Source organism: Variovorax sp. PvP013 (genome assembly GCF_050435945.1).
Lineage (GTDB): Bacteria > Pseudomonadota > Gammaproteobacteria > Burkholderiales > Burkholderiaceae_C > Variovorax.
Genome location: NZ_JBNDLF010000001.1, coordinates 892,694 through 912,033 on the forward strand (window position 1 = coordinate 892,694; position 19,340 = coordinate 912,033).

At 70.2% G+C, this 19,340-nt stretch carries 20 protein-coding genes; 6 read left to right on the plus strand and 14 right to left on the minus strand.

Going from position 1 to position 19,340, the window contains the following annotated elements:
* Positions 1–8 precede the first annotated feature (8 nt).
* The 6 genes from phoB to pstS form a co-directional block, all read right to left on the minus strand.
* On the minus strand, positions 9–701 hold the full coding sequence (gene phoB, locus ABID77_RS04255; RefSeq protein WP_429591346.1) for a phosphate regulon transcriptional regulator PhoB: 693 nt from the start codon (positions 699–701) through the stop codon (positions 9–11).
* A 146-nt stretch (positions 702–847) separates the two neighbouring features.
* Positions 848–1,549, minus strand: coding sequence for a phosphate signaling complex protein PhoU (gene phoU, locus ABID77_RS04260; protein ID WP_429591348.1), 702 nt, complete (start codon positions 1,547–1,549; stop codon positions 848–850).
* 137 nt (positions 1,550–1,686) lie between these two features.
* Positions 1,687–2,469 carry a phosphate ABC transporter ATP-binding protein PstB gene (pstB, locus tag ABID77_RS04265; protein ID WP_429591350.1) on the minus strand — a complete coding sequence of 261 codons (783 nt, stop codon included), beginning with the start codon at positions 2,467–2,469 and terminating at the stop codon, positions 1,687–1,689.
* 22 nt (positions 2,470–2,491) lie between these two features.
* Positions 2,492–3,376, minus strand: a complete 885-nt coding sequence (gene pstA, locus ABID77_RS04270; RefSeq protein WP_429591352.1) for a phosphate ABC transporter permease PstA — start codon at positions 3,374–3,376, stop codon at positions 2,492–2,494.
* Positions 3,373–4,455: a phosphate ABC transporter permease subunit PstC gene (gene pstC, locus ABID77_RS04275; protein ID WP_429591355.1), complete on the minus strand. Its 1,083-nt coding sequence runs from the start codon at positions 4,453–4,455 to the stop codon at positions 3,373–3,375. The genes pstA and pstC overlap by 4 nt, the downstream gene beginning before the upstream one ends.
* A 19-nt stretch (positions 4,456–4,474) precedes the next feature.
* A complete protein-coding gene (pstS, locus tag ABID77_RS04280; RefSeq protein ID WP_429591358.1) occupies positions 4,475–5,518 on the minus strand; it encodes a phosphate ABC transporter substrate-binding protein PstS in 1,044 nt (347 codons plus the stop codon).
* A gap of 271 nt (positions 5,519–5,789) precedes the next feature.
* On the opposite strand from pstS, the gene ABID77_RS04285 reads away from it, so the two are divergent.
* A complete protein-coding gene (locus ABID77_RS04285) occupies positions 5,790–7,304 on the plus strand; it encodes an exopolyphosphatase (RefSeq protein WP_429591361.1) in 1,515 nt (504 codons plus the stop codon).
* 42 nt (positions 7,305–7,346) lie between these two features.
* Here ABID77_RS04285 and ABID77_RS04290 read toward each other — a convergent pair whose 3' ends face one another.
* The 3 genes from ABID77_RS04290 to ABID77_RS04300 form a co-directional block, all read right to left on the minus strand.
* Positions 7,347–7,808 (minus strand): SixA phosphatase family protein, encoded by a 462-nt coding sequence (locus ABID77_RS04290; RefSeq protein WP_429591364.1) that lies wholly within the window; start codon positions 7,806–7,808, stop codon positions 7,347–7,349.
* 26 nt (positions 7,809–7,834) lie between these two features.
* Positions 7,835–10,021 (minus strand): polyphosphate kinase 1, encoded by a 2,187-nt coding sequence (ppk1, locus tag ABID77_RS04295; RefSeq protein WP_429591367.1) that lies wholly within the window; start codon positions 10,019–10,021, stop codon positions 7,835–7,837.
* Between the two features lie 123 nt (positions 10,022–10,144).
* Positions 10,145–11,044 carry a GNAT family N-acetyltransferase gene (locus ABID77_RS04300; protein WP_429591370.1) on the minus strand — a complete coding sequence of 300 codons (900 nt, stop codon included), beginning with the start codon at positions 11,042–11,044 and terminating at the stop codon, positions 10,145–10,147.
* 143 nt (positions 11,045–11,187) lie between these two features.
* On the opposite strand from ABID77_RS04300, the gene ABID77_RS04305 reads away from it, so the two are divergent.
* Positions 11,188–11,892: a glutathione binding-like protein gene (locus ABID77_RS04305; protein WP_429591373.1), complete on the plus strand. Its 705-nt coding sequence runs from the start codon at positions 11,188–11,190 to the stop codon at positions 11,890–11,892.
* Positions 11,893–11,929: 37 nt separating this feature from the next.
* Positions 11,930–12,199: a hypothetical protein gene (locus ABID77_RS04310; protein WP_429591376.1), complete on the plus strand. Its 270-nt coding sequence runs from the start codon at positions 11,930–11,932 to the stop codon at positions 12,197–12,199.
* An 18-nt stretch (positions 12,200–12,217) separates the two neighbouring features.
* Here the strand turns inward: ABID77_RS04310 and ABID77_RS04315 are convergent, their stop codons facing one another.
* The 5 genes from ABID77_RS04315 to ABID77_RS04335 form a co-directional block, all read right to left on the minus strand.
* Positions 12,218–12,601 carry a hypothetical protein gene (locus ABID77_RS04315; RefSeq protein WP_429591379.1) on the minus strand — a complete coding sequence of 128 codons (384 nt, stop codon included), beginning with the start codon at positions 12,599–12,601 and terminating at the stop codon, positions 12,218–12,220.
* A gap of 75 nt (positions 12,602–12,676) precedes the next feature.
* Positions 12,677–13,780, minus strand: coding sequence for an acyltransferase family protein (locus ABID77_RS04320; RefSeq protein WP_429591382.1), 1,104 nt, complete (start codon positions 13,778–13,780; stop codon positions 12,677–12,679).
* A 75-nt stretch (positions 13,781–13,855) separates the two neighbouring features.
* On the minus strand, positions 13,856–14,074 hold the full coding sequence (locus ABID77_RS04325) for a hypothetical protein (RefSeq protein WP_429591384.1): 219 nt from the start codon (positions 14,072–14,074) through the stop codon (positions 13,856–13,858).
* Positions 14,075–14,113: 39 nt separating this feature from the next.
* A complete protein-coding gene (locus ABID77_RS04330) occupies positions 14,114–15,655 on the minus strand; it encodes a phospholipase D family protein (RefSeq protein ID WP_429593278.1) in 1,542 nt (513 codons plus the stop codon).
* 123 nt (positions 15,656–15,778) lie between these two features.
* On the minus strand, positions 15,779–16,588 hold the full coding sequence (locus ABID77_RS04335) for a DUF5672 family protein (protein ID WP_429591387.1): 810 nt from the start codon (positions 16,586–16,588) through the stop codon (positions 15,779–15,781).
* Positions 16,589–16,665: 77 nt separating this feature from the next.
* Here ABID77_RS04335 and ABID77_RS04340 point away from each other — a divergent pair, with 77 nt between their 5' ends.
* The 3 genes from ABID77_RS04340 to ABID77_RS04350 all read left to right on the plus strand — a co-directional run bounded on the left by ABID77_RS04340 (position 16,666) and on the right by ABID77_RS04350 (position 19,288).
* On the plus strand, positions 16,666–16,950 hold the full coding sequence (locus ABID77_RS04340) for a hypothetical protein (protein ID WP_429591390.1): 285 nt from the start codon (positions 16,666–16,668) through the stop codon (positions 16,948–16,950).
* Between the two features lie 384 nt (positions 16,951–17,334).
* A complete protein-coding gene (locus tag ABID77_RS04345; protein ID WP_429591393.1) occupies positions 17,335–18,300 on the plus strand; it encodes a threo-3-hydroxy-L-aspartate ammonia-lyase in 966 nt (321 codons plus the stop codon).
* A 31-nt stretch (positions 18,301–18,331) separates the two neighbouring features.
* Positions 18,332–19,288 carry a LysR family transcriptional regulator gene (locus ABID77_RS04350; RefSeq protein WP_429591395.1) on the plus strand — a complete coding sequence of 319 codons (957 nt, stop codon included), beginning with the start codon at positions 18,332–18,334 and terminating at the stop codon, positions 19,286–19,288.
* Positions 19,289–19,340 lie beyond the last annotated feature (52 nt).

Here is a 19,340-nt window from a genome sequence, read left to right on the forward strand (position 1 = left end):
GCCGCGCGTCACACCGTGACCTGCGCCGTCAGGCGGTAGCCCGCGCCGCGCACCGTCTCCACCATCGGCGCGGCGGTGCCCAGCGACTCGCGCAGGCGCTTGACGTGCACGTCGACCGTGCGCTCCTCGATGTAGACGTGGTCGCCCCAGACGTTGTCGAGCAGTTGCGAGCGGCTGTGCACGCGCTCGGCGTGCTGCATCAGGTAGCCCAGCAGCTTGAACTCGGTCGGACCCACCTTCAACGGCGTGCCCTGCCAGGTCACGCGGTGCGTGGCGGTGTCGAGCATCAGCTCGCCGATGACGACGCGCTCGTCCGGTGCCTCCGGCGCGCGGCGGCGCAGCACGGCGCGGATGCGCGCGAGCATCTCCTGAGTGGAGAACGGCTTGGTGATGTAGTCGTCGGCGCCGGCGTCCAGGCCGGCCACCTTGTCGGGCTCGTCGCCGCGCGCGGTGAGCATGACGATCGGGATCGCCTTGGTGCGCGCCTCCTTGCGCCACTGGCGGGCGAGCTGCAGGCCGCTCTGGCCCGGCAGCATCCAGTCCAGCAGGATCAGGTCGGGCGCGAGCGTGTCGATCTCGCGCTGCGCCGCCGCGCCGTCCTCGGCCCAGATCGGCTCGAAGCCGTTGTGGCGCAGGTTGACGGCGATCAGTTCGGCGATCGATGACTCGTCTTCGACGATCAGGACTCTGGGCTTCTTCATGACGACGGATGGTCCAATCTTGACCGGCTCAATTCGACCGGATTTCTTCGCGGGACACCGCGGAACCGGCTCCGCCGGGCCGCCGGTGTCGCCCCCGGCCGGGGGTTGGAGGAGCGACACGCAGTGCGCGCATCCTGGGGGCGAGCTTATTCCAAGGCCGATTCGATCTCGGCCATCGACGTGTGGCGCACGTCGGCGCCCTTGACGATGTAGATGATGAATTCGGCGATGTTCTTGGCGTGGTCGCCGATGCGCTCGATGGCCTTGGCCAGGAACAGCAGGTCGAGGCTGGCCGAGATCGTGCGCGGGTCTTCCATCATGTAGGTCACGAGCTTGCGCACGAAACCGTCGAACTCCTGGTCGATCTGGTCGTCCTCCTTGAGGATCGACAGCGCCGCGGCGGTGTCCAGGCGCGCGAAGGCGTCGAGCGCCTTGCGCAGCAGGCCCGAGGCCAGGTCGGCGGCGATGCGCAGCTCGGTCGAGGGCAAGGCCCGTGCCGCGCCGCTCTCGATGATCGACTTGACCATGCGGGCGATCTTGTTGGCCTCGTCGCCCACGCGCTCGAGGTTGGCGGTGGTCTTGGAGATCGCGATGAGCAGGCGCAGGTCGCGCGCGGTCGGCTGGCGCCGCGCGATGATCGACGAGAGCTCGCGGTCGATCTCCATCTCCATCGCGTTGACGCGCGCCTCGGTCTCCACGACGCGGTCGGCGGCGTCGGAGTCGAACTCCGACAGCGCGTAGACCGCCTGGTGGATCTGCGACTCGACCATCCCGCCGAGCTCCATCACGCGCGACGACACGCCGTTGAGCTCGCTGTCGAACTGGCTGGAAAGGTGTTTTTCTGTCATGACATTTGCTCCAAGATCGTCACGCTGTCAGTGCAAGGAACACCATCGAACCGGCTTTGCCGGGCGATCGGTGTTGCCCCCTCGAAGGGGGAAGGCGAAAGCGCACGAAGTGCGCGAAGCCTGGGGGTGAGCCACGTTCAACCGAACCTTCCGGTGATGTAGTCCTCGGTCTCCTTGCGCTTGGGCTTGAAGAACATCTGCTCGGTCTCGCCGAACTCGATCAGGTCGCCCAGGTACATGTAGGCCGTGTAGTCGCTGCAGCGGGCCGCCTGCTGCATGTTGTGCGTCACGATGACGACGGTGTAGTCGCTCTTCAACTCCGCGATGAGTTCCTCGACCTTGCCGGTGGAGATCGGGTCGAGCGCCGAGCACGGCTCGTCGAGCAGCAGCACCTCGGGCTTGATGGCGATGCCGCGCGCGATGCACAGGCGCTGCTGCTGGCCGCCGGAGAGGCCCGAGCCGCTCTGCTGGAGCTTGTCGCGCACCTCGGTCCAGAGCGCGGCCTTCTTCAGCGCCCACTCCACGCGGTCGTCCATGTCGCTCGCGCTGAGGTTCTCGAACAGCTTCACGCCGAAGGCGATGTTGTCGTAGATCGACATCGGGAACGGCGTCGGCTTCTGGAACACCATGCCGATCTTGGCGCGGATGATGGCCACGTCCTGCTTGGAGGTCAGCAGGTTCTCGCCGTCCACCGAGATGACGCCCTCGGCGCGCTGCTCCGGATAGAGCTCGAACATGCGGTTGAAGGTGCGCAGCAGGGTCGACTTGCCGCAGCCCGAAGGGCCGATGAAGGCCGTGACCTTGTTCTCGGGGATCTCGAGATTGATGCCCTTCAGGGCGTGGAACTTGCCGTAGTAGAAGTTCAGGTCCTTGACCGAGATCTTCGAGCGCACGGGAGGGGAAACGAGTGTGGTGGGCATGGTGGTTGCGCCGGTCGGTGTCTTAGTGTTTGGAGCGCGTGACGACGCGCGCGAGGATGTTGAGGCCCAGCACCGCGACGGTGATCAGGAAGACCCCGGCCCAGGCCAGCTTCTGCCAGTTCTCGTACGGGCTCATCGCGAACTTGAAGATCGTCACCGGCAGGCTGGCCATCGGCTGGCTCACGTCGGAGGTCCAGAACTGGTTGTTCAGCGCGGTGAACAGCAGCGGCGCGGTCTCGCCGGCGATGCGGGCGACGGCCAGCAGGATGCCGGTCACGACGCCGGCGCGCGCCGCGCGCAGCGTGATGCTGATGATCACCTTCCACTTCGGCGTGCCCAGGGCGTAGGCCGCCTCGCGCAGGCCCGGGGGCACCAGCTGCAGCATGTTCTCGGTCGTGCGGATCACCACCGGGATGACGATCAGCGCCAGCGCCAGGGCGCCGGCCAGGCCCGAGAAGGTCTTGAAGTAGGCCACCACGACGGCGTAGACGAACAGGCCGATCACGATCGACGGCGCCGACAGCAGGATGTCGTTGACGAAGCGCGTGAGCGAGGAGAGCCAGCCCTTGGGGTCGTACTCGGCCAGGTAGATGCCGGCCATGATGCCGATGGGCGTGCCGACGAAGGTCGCCAGGCCGACCATCACCAGCGAGCCGAAGATCGCGTTGGCGATGCCGCCGGGCTCGTTGGGCGGCGGCGTCATCTCGGTGAAGGTCGCCAGGGCGAGGCCGCCCAGGCCCAGGCGCAGCGTCTCCCACAGGATCCACATCAGCCAGAAGACGCCGAAGGCCATCGCCATCAGCGACAGCGTCAGCGCGACCTGGTTGACGCGCTTGCGGCTGGCGAAGCGCGCGGCGCGGGTCTCGTCGAGCGCTCGCGCGCTCAGCAGTTTCTCGGCGGTGCTCACGATGTCGTTCCTTCGCTCTTCTTCATGCGTTGCAGCAGCACCTTCGACAGCGTCAGCACGACGAAGGTGATGAAGAACAGAACCAGGCCGAGGTACATCAGCGCGGCCTGATGCAGGCCGGCGCCGGCTTCGGCGAACTCGTTGGCCAGGGCCGAGGTGATGCTGTTGGCGGCCTCGAAGACCGACAGCGAATTGAGCTGGTTCATGTTGCCGATGACGAAGGTCACGGCCATCGTCTCGCCCAGCGCCCGGCCCAGGCCGAGCATGATGCCGCCGATGACGCCGGCCTTGGTGTAGGGCAGCACCACCTTGGAGACGACCTCCCAGGTGGTGGAGCCCAGGCCGTAGGCCGATTCCTTGAGCAGCGGCGGCGTGACCTCGAAGACGTCGCGCATCACCGAGGCGATGAACGGGATGATCATGATGGCCAGGATGATGCCGGCCGACAGGATGCCGATGCCCACCGGCGGACCCGAGACCAGCGCGCCCAGGTAGGGCACGCCGGCGAACAGGCTCTGCAGCGGCTGCTGCACGTAGGTCGAGAGGATCGGTCCGAACACCAGCAGGCCCCACATGCCGTAGACGATCGACGGCACGGCCGCCAGCAGCTCGATGGCGGTGCCCAGCGGGCGCTTGAGCCACGAGGGCGACATCTCCGTGAGGAACAGCGCGATGCCGAAGCTCACCGGCACGGCGATCACCAGGGCGATGAACGAGGTCGCGAGCGTGCCGTAGATCATCACCAGACCGCCGTACTCCTCCTGCACCGGATCCCAGACGGTGCTGGTCAGGAAGCCCAGGCCGTACTTGGCGATCGCGGGCCAGGCGCCGGCGACGAGCGACAGCAGGATGCCGAACAGCAGCGCCAGCGTCAGCAGCGCCGCGCCCTTGGCGGCCAGCCCGAACAGCCGGTCGGTGGCGGCGCCGGTGCGCGGGCGCCGGGCCGGCGGCGGATTGACGGATGCGCGCGGGCGCTCGACGGCGAGGTCGAGCGCGGCGCCTGGGGCGGGGAAGGTGGATGACAAGGGTCGCTCCGGAAGTGACGGGGTCGACGCGCCGGGGGGCGTGGGGCCGTTCATGCGCGTCGGCGGGGGCGCTTTACTTGAAGGCGACGGGCTTGCCCGACGCGTCCTTGACGTTGTCGGTCCAGGCCTTCTCGACGATCGCCTTCACGTTGTCGGGCATCGGCACGTAGTCGAGGTCGATGGCGGTCTTGTCGCCGCTCTTGTAGGCCCACTCGAAGAACTTCAGCACCGCGGCGGCGTTGGCCGGCTTGTCCTGCACCTTGTGCACCAGGATGAAGGTGCCGGTGGTGATCGGCCAGGCGTCCTTGCCCGGCTTGTTGTTGAGGATCTGATAGAAGCTCTTGTTCCAGTCGGCGCCGGCGGCGGCGGCCTTGAAGGTGTCGTCGTCGGGCGAGACGTAGGCGCCCGAGGCGTTCTGCAGCTGGGCGAAGGTCATCTTGTTCTGCTTGACGTAGGCGTACTCGACGTAGCCGATCGAGTTGGGCAGGCGACCCACGAAGGCGGCGACGCCCTCGTTGCCCTTGCCCCCCGCGCCGGTGGGCCAGTTCACCGCCGTGCCTTCGCCGACCTTGGACTTCCACTCCGGGTTGACCTGGCTCAGGTAGTTGGTGAAGGCGAAGCTGGTGCCGGAACCGTCGGCGCGACGCACCGGGGCGATCGTGGCGTCGGGCAGGGCCAGCGAACCGTTCAGGGCCTTGATCGCCGGGTCGTTCCACTTGGTGATCTTGCCGAGGTAGATGTCGCCGAGCACCTGGCCGTTGAGCTTGAGCTCGCCGGGCTTGATGCCCTGGATGTTGACCACCGGCACGACGCCGCCGACCACCGTCGGGAACTGGATCAGGCCCTTGGCCTGCAGTTCCTCGTCCTTCAGCGGCGCGTCGGAGGCGCCGAAATCGACCGTCTTGGCCTCGATCTGCTTCAGGCCGGCGCCCGAACCGACCGACTGGTAGTTGATCTTGACGCCGGTGGCCTTGTTGTAGTCGGAAGCCCACTTGGCGTAGAGCGGCGCCGGAAAGCTGGCGCCGGCGCCGGTGATGTCCTGCGCGGAGGCGACGTGGGAGAAGGAGGCGGCGGCTGCGACGAGCGTGGCGGCGGCGAATCGGAAAGTCGTTGTCATGAGGCTTCCTGTAAGGGGTTCCACCGATTCCCCGGAACGGGTTTTCGGCATTGCGGCGGACTTTAGAAAGCTTGTGTGACGCCCTCGTGACAAGCATCTCCAGAGGGAAAAGCACGGCGGACCGGCCCGGACGTCGTGACGGCGTCACACAACTGTCACCGCCGTGAGCGATGGCCGGAGATACCATCAAAGGTTCTCACTGGCTCCCTCCGAACCGGGGCATCGCCCTCGCCCGCCGGGTCGTTCCTCCCTCCTCTTCGCATCCTCCTCCATGCAAAACGGCTCCCTCCTCGCGGCCATCGACCTCGGCTCCAACAGCTTTCGCCTCGAGATCGGCCAGGTCGATCACGAGCAAATCCGGCGCACCGAATACCTCAAGGAGACCGTGCGCCTGGGCAACGGCCTCGACGCCAACCGCAACCTCACGCCCGAGGCCATGCAGCGCGGCTGGGACACGCTGGCGCGTTTCGGCGAACGCCTGGCCGGCTTCAAGCGCGCCCAGGTCCGCGCCGTCGCCACCCAGACGCTGCGCGAGGCCCGCAACCGCGACGAGTTCCTGCTGCGCGCGCGCACCGTGCTGGGTTTCGGCATCGACGTCATCCCCGGACGCGAGGAGGCGCGGCTGATCTACCAGGGCGTGGCCCACATGCTGCCGCAGAACGAGTCCTCGGCGCGCGAGCGCCGGCTGGTGGTGGACATCGGCGGGCGCTCGACCGAGATGATCATCGGCCACGCGCTGGAGGCCGAGGTGGTGGAGTCCTACCGCGTGGGCAGCGTCGCCTGGTCGATGAAGCACTTCCCGCAGGGGCAGTTCACCACCTCGGCCTTCCATATCGCCGAGATCGCCGCCAAGGCGGTGCTCGACGAGGCGCTCACCAGCCACGCCCCCGACCGCTGGGACGTGGCCTACGGCGCCTCCGGCACCATCGGCGCGGTGGGCGACGTGCTCGCGGCCTCCGGCGCCCCGGCGGGCGTGGTCACGCGCGAGGGCCTGGACTGGCTGCTCGACCGCCTGCTCAAGGCCGGCAGCGCCGAGCGCCTGCGCATGGAGGGCATGCGCGAGGACCGCAAGGCCGTCATCGGCGGCGGCCTGAGCGTGCTGCGCGCGGTGTTCGACCTGCTCGACATCCGGGAGATGAAGGTCGCCCAGGGCGCCCTGCGCCACGGCGTGCTCTACGAGCTGCAGGACCGCAACGACGGCGCCACCGACCTGTGCAGCGCGACGGTCTCGCGGCTCGCGGCCAGCTTCTCGATCGATTCGGCCCAGGCCCGGCGGGTCTCGGAGACCGCCACCGCGCTCTACCTGCAGCTCGAACCCGGCGCCCGCGGCGGCAGCGCCACGAGCCGGGCCGGGCGCTCGCTGCGCGCGCTGGGCTGGGCCGCGCAGCTCCACGAGATCGGCGCGCAGATCTCGCACAGCGAATACCACAAGCACGGCGCCTACGTGCTCGACCACGCCGACGCTCCGGGCTTCGCGACCAACGACCTGCACCTCCTGAGCCAGCTGGTGCTCGGGCACCGCGGCAAGCTGCGCAAGCTGGAGAGCGCGCTGGACGACGAGACCTTCGTCACGCAGGTGCTGGCGTTGCGCCTGGCCGTCATCCTGTGCCACGCCCGGCGCGACCCCGATCCGCTGGCGCTGCACGTCGCGCGCAACGGCCGCGGCTTCACGCTGCGCTGCCGCCAGCACTGGATCGACGCCTATCCGCAGTCGGCGCACCTGCTGCGCGAGGAAACGCTGGCCTGGCAGAAGACCGGCTGGCGCGTCGAGTTCAACGTCGACTGAACCGGCCGCGGCCGCCGGGCTGCATCTCGGGCGACCGCGGCGTCAGAGCAGTTCCGGCGTCTGGACCGTGACGACCACGGTCTGCACGTCGCCGTCGCGCTCCCGGGTGCGGATCCACCACACCGAGCCCTTGCGCACCGGACAGCTCTCGTGCTGCCAGCCCAGCAGCTGCGAGATCGCCTGGCCGAGCGAGGGCTGGTGGCCCACCACCAGCACCACCGACTTGCCGTTGGGCCAGCCGGCGGCCGCGAGCAGGGCCTGCGGCGTGGTGTCGGGGGCGAGTTCCTCGCGCAGCTTGTAGCGCCGCTCCAAGGCCATCACGGTCTGCTCGCAGCGGCGCGCCGGGCTGCTGATGACGCGCGTGCCCTCGGGCAGCTGCCGGTCGAGCCAGCTCGCCATGCGCTTGGCCTGCTTCTCGCCGCGCGACGTCAGCGCGCGCTGCATGTCGTCGCAGCCGTCGGTCCAGTCCTCGGCCTCGGCGTGGCGCCAGAAAATCAGATCCATGACCTCGTTCCTCTCGAATGGTGGGTTCAGGCGGCGGAGCCGCCGCTGCGGGAACCGTAGCGGTCCATGAGCGCGCGCTGGGCGCCGTGCGCCTCGATGTGGCGCGACGCGCCCTCCTCGAGCGGATGCGTGTCGCCGTCGACGCGGCGGTAGACGCCGTCGGCGCCCAGGTCCCAGGCGTCGCGGCCGTCGTGCAGGTAGGCCACCAGGCACTCGTCGATGATGCGCTGGCGCAGCCCCGGGTCGGTCACCGGCCAAGCCAGCTCGACGCGCCGCATCATGTTGCGGTTCATCCAGTCGGCACTCGAGAGGTAGAGCGACTCGTCCGGACCGTTGCGGAAGTAGAAGACCCGCGAATGCTCCAGGAAGCGCCCGATCACCGAACGCACGCGGATGTTGTCGGTCAGCCCCGGCACCTGCGCGGGCAGCGTGCAGGCGCCGCGCACGATCAGGTCGGTCTTCACGCCCTTCTGGCCGGCGCGCACCAGGGCCGCGACCAGCAGGTCGTCGGTCAGCGCGTTCATCTTGGCGACGATGCGGGTGGGCTCGCCGCGCTCGGCGGCCGCGCCGATGGCGTCGATCTGCGTCACCAGGTTGCGGTGCAGGTCGAAGGGCGCGACCCACATGCGGTTGAGCTTGGGCAGGCGGCTCTGGCCGGCCAGGTGCACGAACACGGCGTCCATGTCGGCGGTCAGCAGCGGATCGGCCGTGAGGTGGCTGATGTCGGTGTAGAGCGCGGCGGTGCGCGGGTTGTAGTTGCCGGTGGAGAGGTGGCCGTAGCGGCGCAGCTGCTTGCCCTCGCGGCGCGTCACCAGCAGCATCTTGGCGTGCGTCTTCAGGCCGACGACGCCGTAGACCACCTGGGCGCCGATCGACTCCAGCATCTCGGCCCAGTTGATGTTGGCCTCCTCGTCGAAGCGCGCCTTGAGCTCGACCACCGCCATCACCTCCTTGCCGCGGCGCACCGCCTCGCGCAGCAGCTCCATCATCTCGGAGTCGGCGCCGGTGCGGTAGATGGTCTGCTTGATCGCCAGCACCTGCGGGTCCTGCACCGCCTCGCGCAGGAAGGCCAGCACGCCGTCGAAGCTCTCGAAGGGCTGGTGGATCAGCACGTCGCCGCGCTGCAGGCGGTCGAAGAACGACTGCCCGGGCGACAGCGTGACCGGGTAGGACGCCTTGTAGGGCACGAAGCGCAGTTCCCTGAAGGCCGGCTCGCCCAGCAGGTCGATCAGCTGCGTCAGGCGCGCCAGGTTCACCGGCCCGTGCACGCGGTAGAGCGCGCGCTCGGGCAGGTTGAACTGCGCGAGCAGGAAGCTCGCGAGCGATTCGGCGCAGCTCGCCGACACCTCCAGGCGCACCGCCTGCCCGAAATGCCGGTGCTCAAGGCCCTGGCGCAGGGCCGTGCGCAGGTTCTTCACGTCCTCCTCGTCGACCGACAGGTCGGAGTTGCGCGTGACGCGGAACTGCGAGAAGTCGCCCACCTCGCGGCCCGGGAACATGCTCGAGAGGTGCGCGCGCACGATGCTCGAGAGCGCCACGAACAGCGTGCGTCCGCCCGAGACCTTCGCCGGCATGCGGATCACGCGCGGCAGCACGCGCGGCACCTTCAGGATGGCGATCGGGTTCTCGCGCCCGAAGGCGTCCTTGCCGCTCAGGCGCACGATGAAGTTGAGCGACTTGTTGGCCACCTGCGGGAACGGGTGCGACGGGTCGAGCCCGACCGGGATCAGCAACGGGCGCACCTCGCGCTCGAAGTACTCCTGCACCCACTTGCGCTGCGTCGGGTTGCGTTCGCCGTGGGAGATGATGTGGACGCCGTGCTCGGCGAAGGCCGGCATCAGCGCGTCGTTGTAGAGCGCGTACTGCTCGGCCACGGTGGCGTGCGCGGTCGCCGCCAGGCGCTCGAAGGCGTCGACCGACGCGCCGCCGGCGCCGGCCGCGCCGCTGGTCGCGGCGATCAGGTGCGCCGCCGCCCGCACCTCGAAGAACTCGTCGAGGTTCGACGACACGATGCACAGGTAGCGCAGGCGCTCGATCAGCGGGACCTCGGGGCGGCGCGCCCAGTCGAGCACGCGGCGGTTGAAGGCCAGGATGCTGTGGTCGCGGTCCAGCAGCACCAGCTTGGATGCGGGAAGGACGGTCGGCGCCGGGTCCGTGGCGACGGGAGGAACGGAAATTTCGGCTGGAATCGGTACCGCGGAAGACTGCTGCATGTTCACGGAGGCCGATGTCGCGGGCATTGCTGCGTCTGCGGCTTCGGCGTGGCAAAGCCGAAGATTGTGACCAATTTCCATGTCGGTTTCGTGACGCTCCGCGTGCGCCATCGAACCGCCCGCTCAGTGGCCGAGGAAGTGCCTGCGGTAGCGCGGCGGCAGGTCGCCGATGCGCATGAGCATGGGCAGGTCGGCGGTGTTGAAGTCCGGGTCCCAGGCCGGCGCGCCCAGCACCCGGGCGCCCAGGCGCAGGTAGCCCTTGATGAGCGCCGGCGGCTCGACGTCGAGCGTGCCGTCGAGCCGTTCGACCGGCAGCGGCAGGCGCGGCTGGACGTGGAAGCGCACCGGCGCCATGTGCGTGGCCGAGAGCTGGCGCCAGATGCTGGCCGCCGCGTCGCCGCCATGGACGCCGTTGTGCGACATCGGGATGCTGGCGCAGCCGATCATGATGTCGAGCCGGTTGCGGTGCATGAAGCCCGCCAGCGCGCCCCACAGCGCCATGATCACGCCGCCCTGGCGATGGTCGCGGTGCACGCAGCTGCGGCCGAGCTCGACCATGCGCTCGCGCACCTCGCGCAGCCGCGTCAGGTCGAACTCGGTGTCGCTGTAGGTGCTGCCGATGCGCCGGGCCTGGGCCGGCGTCAGCACGCGGTAGGTGCCGATCACCTCGCCGGTGGCCTCGTGGCGCACCAGCAGGTGCTCGCAGAAGTCGTCGAACAGATCGATGTCGTGGCCCGGCAGCATCGCGTTCAGGCGCGCGCCCATCTCGCCGGCGAAGACGTCGTGACGCAGGCGCTGGGCCGCGCGCACGTCGTCGAGGTGCCGCGCCCAGCTCACGCTCAAGCCGGTGGTGCCGGCGGCGGCCTTCGATGCCGTGCCCGTCGGCGTGGTCGCGATCGGGGCGATGCCGGGGCCGGGCACCGCGACGGCCGGCGCCAGGCGCGCGGCCGGCGGCGCGCGCCAGAGCGACGGGCGCACGCCGAGTTGCGAGATCGGGAACAGGGGGTTGGGCAGTTCGGGCATGGCGGTCTCCGTCGATGACCGGCAGTCTGTCGATCGCCGATGAAAGCGCCGTGTCGCCGGCGTGGCAATTGGATGACGCAGGGCACCGCCGGACGTTTATGCTGATGCCTTTGCTTAAGCTTTTCTGCTTACGGAAGACCACCATGTCCCCAGCGCCGATCCAGGTCCACACGTGGCCCACGCCCAACGGCCACAAGGTCCACGTCATGCTCGAGGAGTGCGGCCTGCCCTACGAGGCGCACGCGGTGGACATCGGCAAGGGCGAGCAGTTCGCACCCGACTTCCTGGCCATCAGCCCCAACAACAAGATTCCCGCCATCATCGACCCCGAGGGCCCGGACGGCCGGCCGATCTCGCTCTTCGAGTCCGGCGCGATCCTGGTCTACCTCGCGGGCAAGACCGGCCGTTTCCTGCCCACCGGCGACCGCGAGCGCTACGAGGTGCTGCAATGGCTGATGTTCCAGATGGGCGGCGTCGGCCCGATGCTCGGCCAGGCCCACCACTTCCGCCTGTACGCGCCCGAGAAGCTGCCCTACGCCGTCGAGCGCTACACCAACGAGGCCCGGCGCCTCTACGGCGTGATCGACCGGCAGCTCTCGAAGCACGCGTTCATCGCCGGCGCCGACTACTCGATCGCCGACATCGCCATCTTCCCGTGGCTGCGCAGTTGGGAGAACCAGGGCGTGGTGATCGACGAATACCCGCATCTGAAGGTCTGGTTCGACGCCATCGCCGCGCGGCCGGCGGTGCAGCGCGGCGTCGCCGTGCTGGCCGACCGCCGCAAGCCGCTGACGGGCGACAAGGAGCGCGAGATCCTGTTCGGCCGCACGCAGTACGCGAAACGCTGAGCGGCCGCGGTCACCGACCCGCACGAGGAGCGACCCCATGGACCTCGACGACGCCACCGAAGTCGGCCGTTTCGACGACGGCCCGTGGCGCGTGCGCATCCACGTCGTGCCGGCCCGGCTCGACGGCCCGGCCGCCAGCCATGCCGACGTCTATCGCGACGGTGCCCACAAGTGCCGCCTGACGCTGGTCGGCCACCGGCACGATCAGGCCGCGGCCGCCGCCGCGCTGGAGGCGCGCGCGCGCGCCTTCATCGAGGAATGGAGCACCCGCGCCCATACGGGCGACACGGGGCTGGCCGAGCTGTAGGGTCGGTCGGCGCCGCCGCTACGAAGGTGCCCAGGTCGCCTGCACCGACCCCTCGCACCGCGTCGCCTCGGTCCGCGCGTCGGTGCTCATGCGCACACGGACGCTGCGCGCGTCGATCGGCTCGATCGACCGCCCCAGGCTGCGCGCGAGGTCGTTGGCGTTGCGCACCAGACCGTCCCGGCAGGCCTGCTCCACGGCGTCGCGGGACACCTGCCGGCGGCTGTGGACGGTCGAGATCGTGAAACCGCCGGGCCGGTTGTCGACCTTGTAGAGCGGCTCCGCGCCGCCGGCGTCCGGCGCACCGCCGCCGAAGGGCGACATGCCCATGCAGCCGCTCAAGGCGAACGCCGCCATCGTCGCCGTCGCCGCCCCACCCCACCGCCGCCGTCGAAGGTCCTGCATGTCGATCTCCTGGAATGCTGTCGATCGCCGCATTCTGACCAAGGGCCCGCCCGGACGCGAGCTTCGGCGACCGACCTATGTCGCGCGCGGCCGGGGGCCGGGCAGGAAGCGACCCGCCGCCGCGAACACCCACGCGAAGGCCCGGCGCCAGCGCGGGCGCTGCCGCTCCAGCACCCGGCCCAGGAGCGCCGCGACGACCAGCACGGTGGTCAAGGCCACCGTGTACTGGGCATGGTCCTCGGGGCGCAGGCCGAAGCACACGTGCCAGAGGATCAGCAGCGGGAAGTGCAGCACGTAGATCGGGAAGGTCAGGTCGGCCAGCGCGCGGAAGCGGTCGATCAGGCCGCCGGGCACGGTCGGTCGTCCGGACGGCAGCAACCACAGCGCCACCGCCACGCACAGGCCGGCGGCCGTGTCGGTGGCGAACTCGTTGGCGAAGAAGAACGGCGGCGTGCCGATCGGCCAGGGCCATGGCGGCACCTTCGCCACGACCGCCGCCGCCGCGCCCAGCGCCAGCGCGACGCCGGCCCACGACAGCGGCGCCTTCAGTGCCGGACGCGGCAGCAGGAAGGCCGCGCAGCCCATCAGCCAGATCGGCATCATGAGCAGGATCTTCGGTCCGGCCACCAGGCACGCGGCCAGGGCCAGCAGCCACGAACGCCAGCCGCGCCCGGTGCAGAACCACAGCCCGAAGATCAGGTAGTACCAGAACTCGAAGCTCAGCGACCAGAGCGCGCCGTTGGCCGGTGGCGCGGCCGAGAAGAACCAGGTCTCGTTGAGGAACAGCGCCGTCACCGCGTAGCGCGGACCGAAGGCGCCTCGCACGTACTCCGCCATCAGCCCCGGATCGCCCTGCGCGCGCACGGCGAGTTCGACCACGGCGGTGAGGACGAGCGCGGGAATCACCATCGAGCACAGGCGGCTCCAGCGCGCCTGCAGGAACTCGCCCAGACCGCGGTTTCGAGCGCTCGTCGTGTAGGCGATCACGAAACCCGACAGCACGAAGAACACCACGATCGCCGAATGCGCGGCCTCGCCGGGTCGCGTGGCGTCGTGGATGGTCGAGGGCAACCACATGTCCTGCGCATGGGCGAAGAGCACCGTCAGCGCGGCGCCCAAGCGCAGCACGTCCAGCACCAGGCTCGCACTGCCACCGATCGATCGGGTTGGAACCTGCATCGTGTCTCCTCGCACATGGTCACTCTAGTAGCACTTTGATACTAACAGTGAATGCAGCGAGGAGTCAGGCTCCACTCACCAGAATTGCCACCACCGTCGCTTGGGGGGCGCGGCGAAGCGCAGCGGCGCGCCGAATTCGCTGACGATGCCCGCGCGTCGGCGCAATTCCTGCTCCAGCTGGTCGCCGCGCTCGGCGAGGTAACCGCTGCCGCGCAGGGCGGCATGCCGATGTCGCTGGATCGCCACGGCGAGTTCGCGGTCGGACATCAAAGACGGATCGGCATCGTCATCCATGGGCGGCTCCTCGTATCGTTCGCGCGCGGCGGTTCGTCGTCACAGCAGCCACTCGATCGGCAGCAGCGACAGCAGGCCGACCCCGGCGCGCTGCCACCACGTCGTGCCGGGCTCGGTGTCGTGGCGCACCGTGCCCTCGGGCGTGGGCTCCAGCCAGTACAGGCGGCCCTGCGCGTCGAGCTTGACCTCGTAGGACTGCTGCGGGATGTGCCGGGTGAAGGCGTCCTCGACCCCCGCGGCCAGCACCGGGCTGTCGATGACGAAGCCGAGCTCGGTGTTCAGGTGCGCCGAGCGCGGGTCGAAATTGAAGGAGCCGATGAAGACCCGCTCGCGGTCGACCGAGAAGGTCTTGGCGTGCAGGCTCGAGTCCGAACTGCCGAAGGCGCCCGGTCCGCTGCCGCCACTGCCGCCGTTGCCGCCCTCGGGCGTGCCGCCGTGGCGCCGCATCTCGAACAGCTCCACGCCTGCCGCCAGCAGCGGCACGCGGCGGCGCGCATAGCCCGAATGCACCGCCGCCACGTCGGTGGCCTCCAGCGCGTTGGTCAGGATGCGCACCCGCACGCCCTGCCGCGCCAGCGCGGAGAAGGCGGCCACCCCCTCGGCGCCGGGCACGAAATAGGCCGACACCAGCTCGACGTCGCGGCGCGGCTTGCGCAGCAGGCGCTCCAGCTCGGAGGCCATCAGGTCGCTGCGCGCGACCGCGCCCTGCCCCTTCGCCGGGTCGTCGCTCAGGGTCTGCACCGCCGCCCATTCCAGGTTCAGGCGGCCGGCGCGCAGGTCGACGGCGAAGTCCGAGCCCTTCACCGCGCGCAGGTAGCGGCGGCGGCCGGGATCGGCCGCGACCTCGGCGCGGATGCGGTCGAGCGGCGCCAGGTCCGACGGTCCGCCCGGCGCCACCAGCAGACCCACCGGCCAGGCCGACTCGCTCGCCCAGTAGCGGTCGAAATCGGTCGCGATGTCGCGCGCCGCCGGCCCGAAGGCCAGCACGTCGAGGTCGGCGAAGACCAGGCCCTCGACCAGCGCGTCGAAGTACTCGTCGCCGATGTTGCGCCCGCCGATGATGGTCGCCTGCGCGTCGGCGCTGAAAGACTTGTTGTGCATGCGCCGGTTGGCGCGCGAGAAGTCGGTGACGAAGCCCAGCGGCTTGAACCAGCGCGTCGCGAACGGGTTGAACAATCGCACCTCGATGCCCGGGTGCGCGTCGAGCGCGGCCAGCAGCGGGTCGAGCCCCGGGATGCCGTTGTCGTCGAGCAGCAGCCGCACCCGCACGCCGCGGTCGGCCGCCTCGCGCAGGGCCTGCAGCAGCAGTCGGCCGGTGGTGTCGTCGCGCCAGATGTAGGACTGCACGTCCAGCGTGCGCTCGGCGGCGGCGGCCAGCAGCATGCGGGCGGCGAAGGCGTCGATGCCGTCGGGCAGCGGATGGATGCCGGAGGTGCCCGCCGGCTGGTCGGCCGCCCGCTCGGCCACGGCCCGGCCGATGGCGGTGGCCGAGGCCTCGGCCGGCGTCAGCGCCTGCGACGGCGTCAGGCCCTGGCGCGGCGGCAATGCGCACGCCACCAGGGACAGCGCGGCCAGCAGCATGGCGAGCCGGCGCCATATCGTCGCGGCGCGGCCGGAGGTCAGTGGTTCGAGGGATGCGGGGCGGAGCGGCAGGGCGACGGGCATGGTGGGCAGGATTGTTTCCCAGCCGGCGGTTCCGGTCGGTCAGACGGCGTGCCCACATCGCCGCGCGTACGGCTTCCAGACTTCGGGCTGGTACTGGATCCAGCCGTGGATGCCGAACGGCAGGTCGGCGACGTCGCGCTCGCCCCGGCGCAGGTCGGCATCGACCGCGTCCACGTGCTCGGCGCCGAAACGCGCCGCGATCCGGCGCGGCGGCACCCTGAAGTCGGCCGACAGCTGCGGGAAATGGCGCAGCACGAACAGGTCCTCCCACACGCCCCGCCCGCGCGCGATGGCCATCGCCGCGTAGAGGTCGATGTAGCGTTCGAAGCGGCGCGTCAGCCGCAGGAAGGTGTCGACCTTGCGCAGGGAGAAACCGCCGTTGGCGAGGTAACCGGTGGCGGTCGCGCGCAGCAGCTTGTGCAGGGTGTCGACGGTTGCCGCCCGGCCGAGCGCGCGCTGATGGCCGCGCTCCCAGGTCCGGTGGTGGATCACGGCGCCGACGTAGTCGTAGCCCCGGTGGCACCACGCCGCCAGTTCGTCGCGGAAGACGAAGGCGTCGAGGTGGCAGATCAGGAGGTAGCGGTGGTCGTGGAAGCGGGCGTAGAACGCCGGGCTCAACAGCATCCGGGCGTACTCGTCGAGCCCGCGCCATGCGAAGCGCATGAAGCTCGCCGTGGCGCGGCCCCGGCAGAAATCCTCGTACCAGCGGGTGTCGAGGTCCATCGGGACGACGAAGGTGATGGGATGGCGGCCCAGGACGTCCAGGGTCTGGGCCAGGGAGATCTTCTCCAGCGGCTCGGGTTCGGGCAGGTGGGCGTGGATGACGACGGTGACCAGGCGGGGTTTCATCGGGGAATGATGCCCGGCGGGTCGGTCGCCCGGCGCGGCGCCATCCCCGACCGGAGCGCGTCGGACAAGGCCGGGACATGGTCGCCGCGGGCGGGTCGTCCGAGGTCCGATCGACGGGTCCGCGCCGGGTCAGGGACGTCGGGCCGCGGCGCGGCGCGGCGCGGCGCGGCGCGGCGCGGCGCGGCGTCGCCATCATCTCCGCGACCACGCCCCTGACCGTTTCCTTCGCGTCGCGCGAGCCGTGCATCGCCGAATCCGACCCGTCGCCGGTGACCGGCAGGTCGCCGGTCCGGGCGTCGTGCAGCTGGACGGAGAGCGACTCCGTGTGCATCGCCACGTCCCAGCGCCAGACGTCGACCTGACTCATGATCGCATCGACCTCGGACGAGGATCCGCGTGCCGGCGGGCAGGCGCGCCTCGACCGCCGGACCCTCGTCGCGCAGCGCGTCGCCAGGTGCTCGTCCATCCGGGCCGAATCGCCGTCCTGCGGCGACCGGGCCACCGTCGCGATGGGCGGATGGCGCGACAGCCTGGCGAGTCGCACCTGCTGGGGCGTCGAGCCGCCGGATGCGAGGACGGCGGCGGGAAGGAGGCCATGGAAACCGGCGATGCGCACGATCGAGGACGCGTTGCACCACGCAGTCTCGCGTCGTCTTTCGGTAATCGGCGCGCGCCCCCCGCCTGGAAGGCCGCGGGGAACGGGCACCCGGGACGCCGCGATCGTCCGGGGCGCTTAAGCTCTGCCGATGCAAGCACTCCCCACCTACGACGACGTCGCCGCCGCCGCCGCGCGGCTCCAGGGCCGGGCCCATCGCACTCCGGTCTTGCGTTCGGCCACCGCCGACGAGCGCTGGGGCGCGCGCTTCTTCTTCAAGTGCGAGAACTTCCAGCGCATGGGCGCCTTCAAGTTCCGCGGTGCCTTCAACGCGCTGTCGCGCTTCGACGCGGCGCAGCGCCGGGCCGGCGCCATCGCCTTCTCGTCGGGCAACCACGCGCAGGCGGTGGCGCTGTCGGCGCGCCTGCTGGGCATGCCGGCGCTGATCGTCATGCCGCAGGACGCGCCGGCGGCCAAGCTGGCGGCGACGCGCGGCTACGGCGCCGAGGTGGTGCTCTACGACCGCTTCGCCCAGGACCGCGAGGCGCTCACCCTGGCGCTCGCCGCCGAGCGCGGCATGACGCCGATCCCGCCCTACGACCACGCCGACGTGATCGCCGGTCAGGGCACGGCCGCGAAGGAGCTGTTCGAGGAGGTCGGCGCGCTCGACGCGCTCTACGTCTGCCTGGGCGGCGGCGGTCTGACGAGCGGCTCGGCGCTGGCGGCGAAGGCGCTGTCGCCGGATTGCCGGGTCTACGGCGTCGAGCCGGAGGCCGGCGACGACGGCCGGCAGTCGCTGCGCGCCGGACGCATCGTGCGCATCGAGACACCGCGCACCATCGCCGACGGCGCGCAGACGACGCACCTGGGCGAACTCACCTTCGGCATCATCCGGCGCGACGTGGCGGACATCCGCACCGCCAGCGACGCGCAGCTGGTCGAGGGCATGCGCTTCTTCGCCGAGCGCATGAAGATGGTGGTGGAGCCCACGGGCTGTCTGGCCTTCGCCGGCGCGGTGGCCGACGCGCCGACCACGCCGCGGGGCGCGCGGGTGGGCGTGATCGTGAGCGGCGGCAACGTCGACCTGGCGCGCTACGCGGCGCTGCTGGCGGGCTGAACGCGCCGGGGGCCGCCACGGGATCGCGCCCATGACGCTCAAGCAGATCGAGGCCTTCTACTGGGCCGCCAACCTGGGCAGCTTCAACATCGCGGCCACGCGCCTGCACGTGACCCAGTCGTCGTTGTCCAAGCGCATCGTCGAGCTGGAGGAATCGGTCGGCGCCCGGCTCTTCGACCGCTCGGGCAAGCGCGCCCAGCTCACCGAGGCCGGCCAGCGCCTGCTGCCGCTGGCCGGCCGGATGCTCGACCTCCAGGAGCAGCTGCGCAAGGAGGCGCTGTCCTCGGCCGGCCTGGCGGGCATCTGCCGCTTCGGCGTCAGCGAACTGGTCTCCCTGACGTGGCTGCCGGACTTCACGCGGCTGGTCAACCAGGACCACCCGGCGCTGGTGCTCGAACCCTACGTGGACCTGGCGCGCAACCTCGAACGCAAGGTCCAGCGGGGCGAGCTGGACTTCTCGATCACGACCGGGCCGAGCCAGAATCCCCAGGTCCACGGCAGCGTCATCGGGCGCGTGCATTTCTCGTGGGTGGCGTCGCCCGCGCGCATCGGCACGCCGAAGCTGCTGCGACGCGCCGACCTGGAGCGGCACCCGGTCATCACAATGACCGAGGGCTCCGGCCTCACGCGGGCCATCCAGGCCTGGGCCGCCGAGCAGGAGATCACCATGCAGCGCATCCTGGGCTGCAACAGCCTGATGGCGATCGTCGCGCTCGTGCTGGCCGATGTCGGGATCAGCTTCCTGCCGACGCAGTTCATGACGCCGTGGGTGGCGCACGGCGCGCTGGTTGCCCTCCGGAGCGATCCGCCGCTGCCGAGCCTGAACTACTACTTCTTCAACCGCGCCGACGACAACCGCGCGCTCCTGGACGCGATGCGCTCGTACGTGGTGCGCGTGGCCGACTTCGATTCCGCCTCGAAGTACCTCGCGCCGTTCGCCGGACGCCACGGGACGAGTCCCAGGGAAAGTCGCAAAACGACTGACTAAGCTGTCGAATTAATCGCTTGTACGCATCGTTGTGTGCCCGGATCATCGCGTC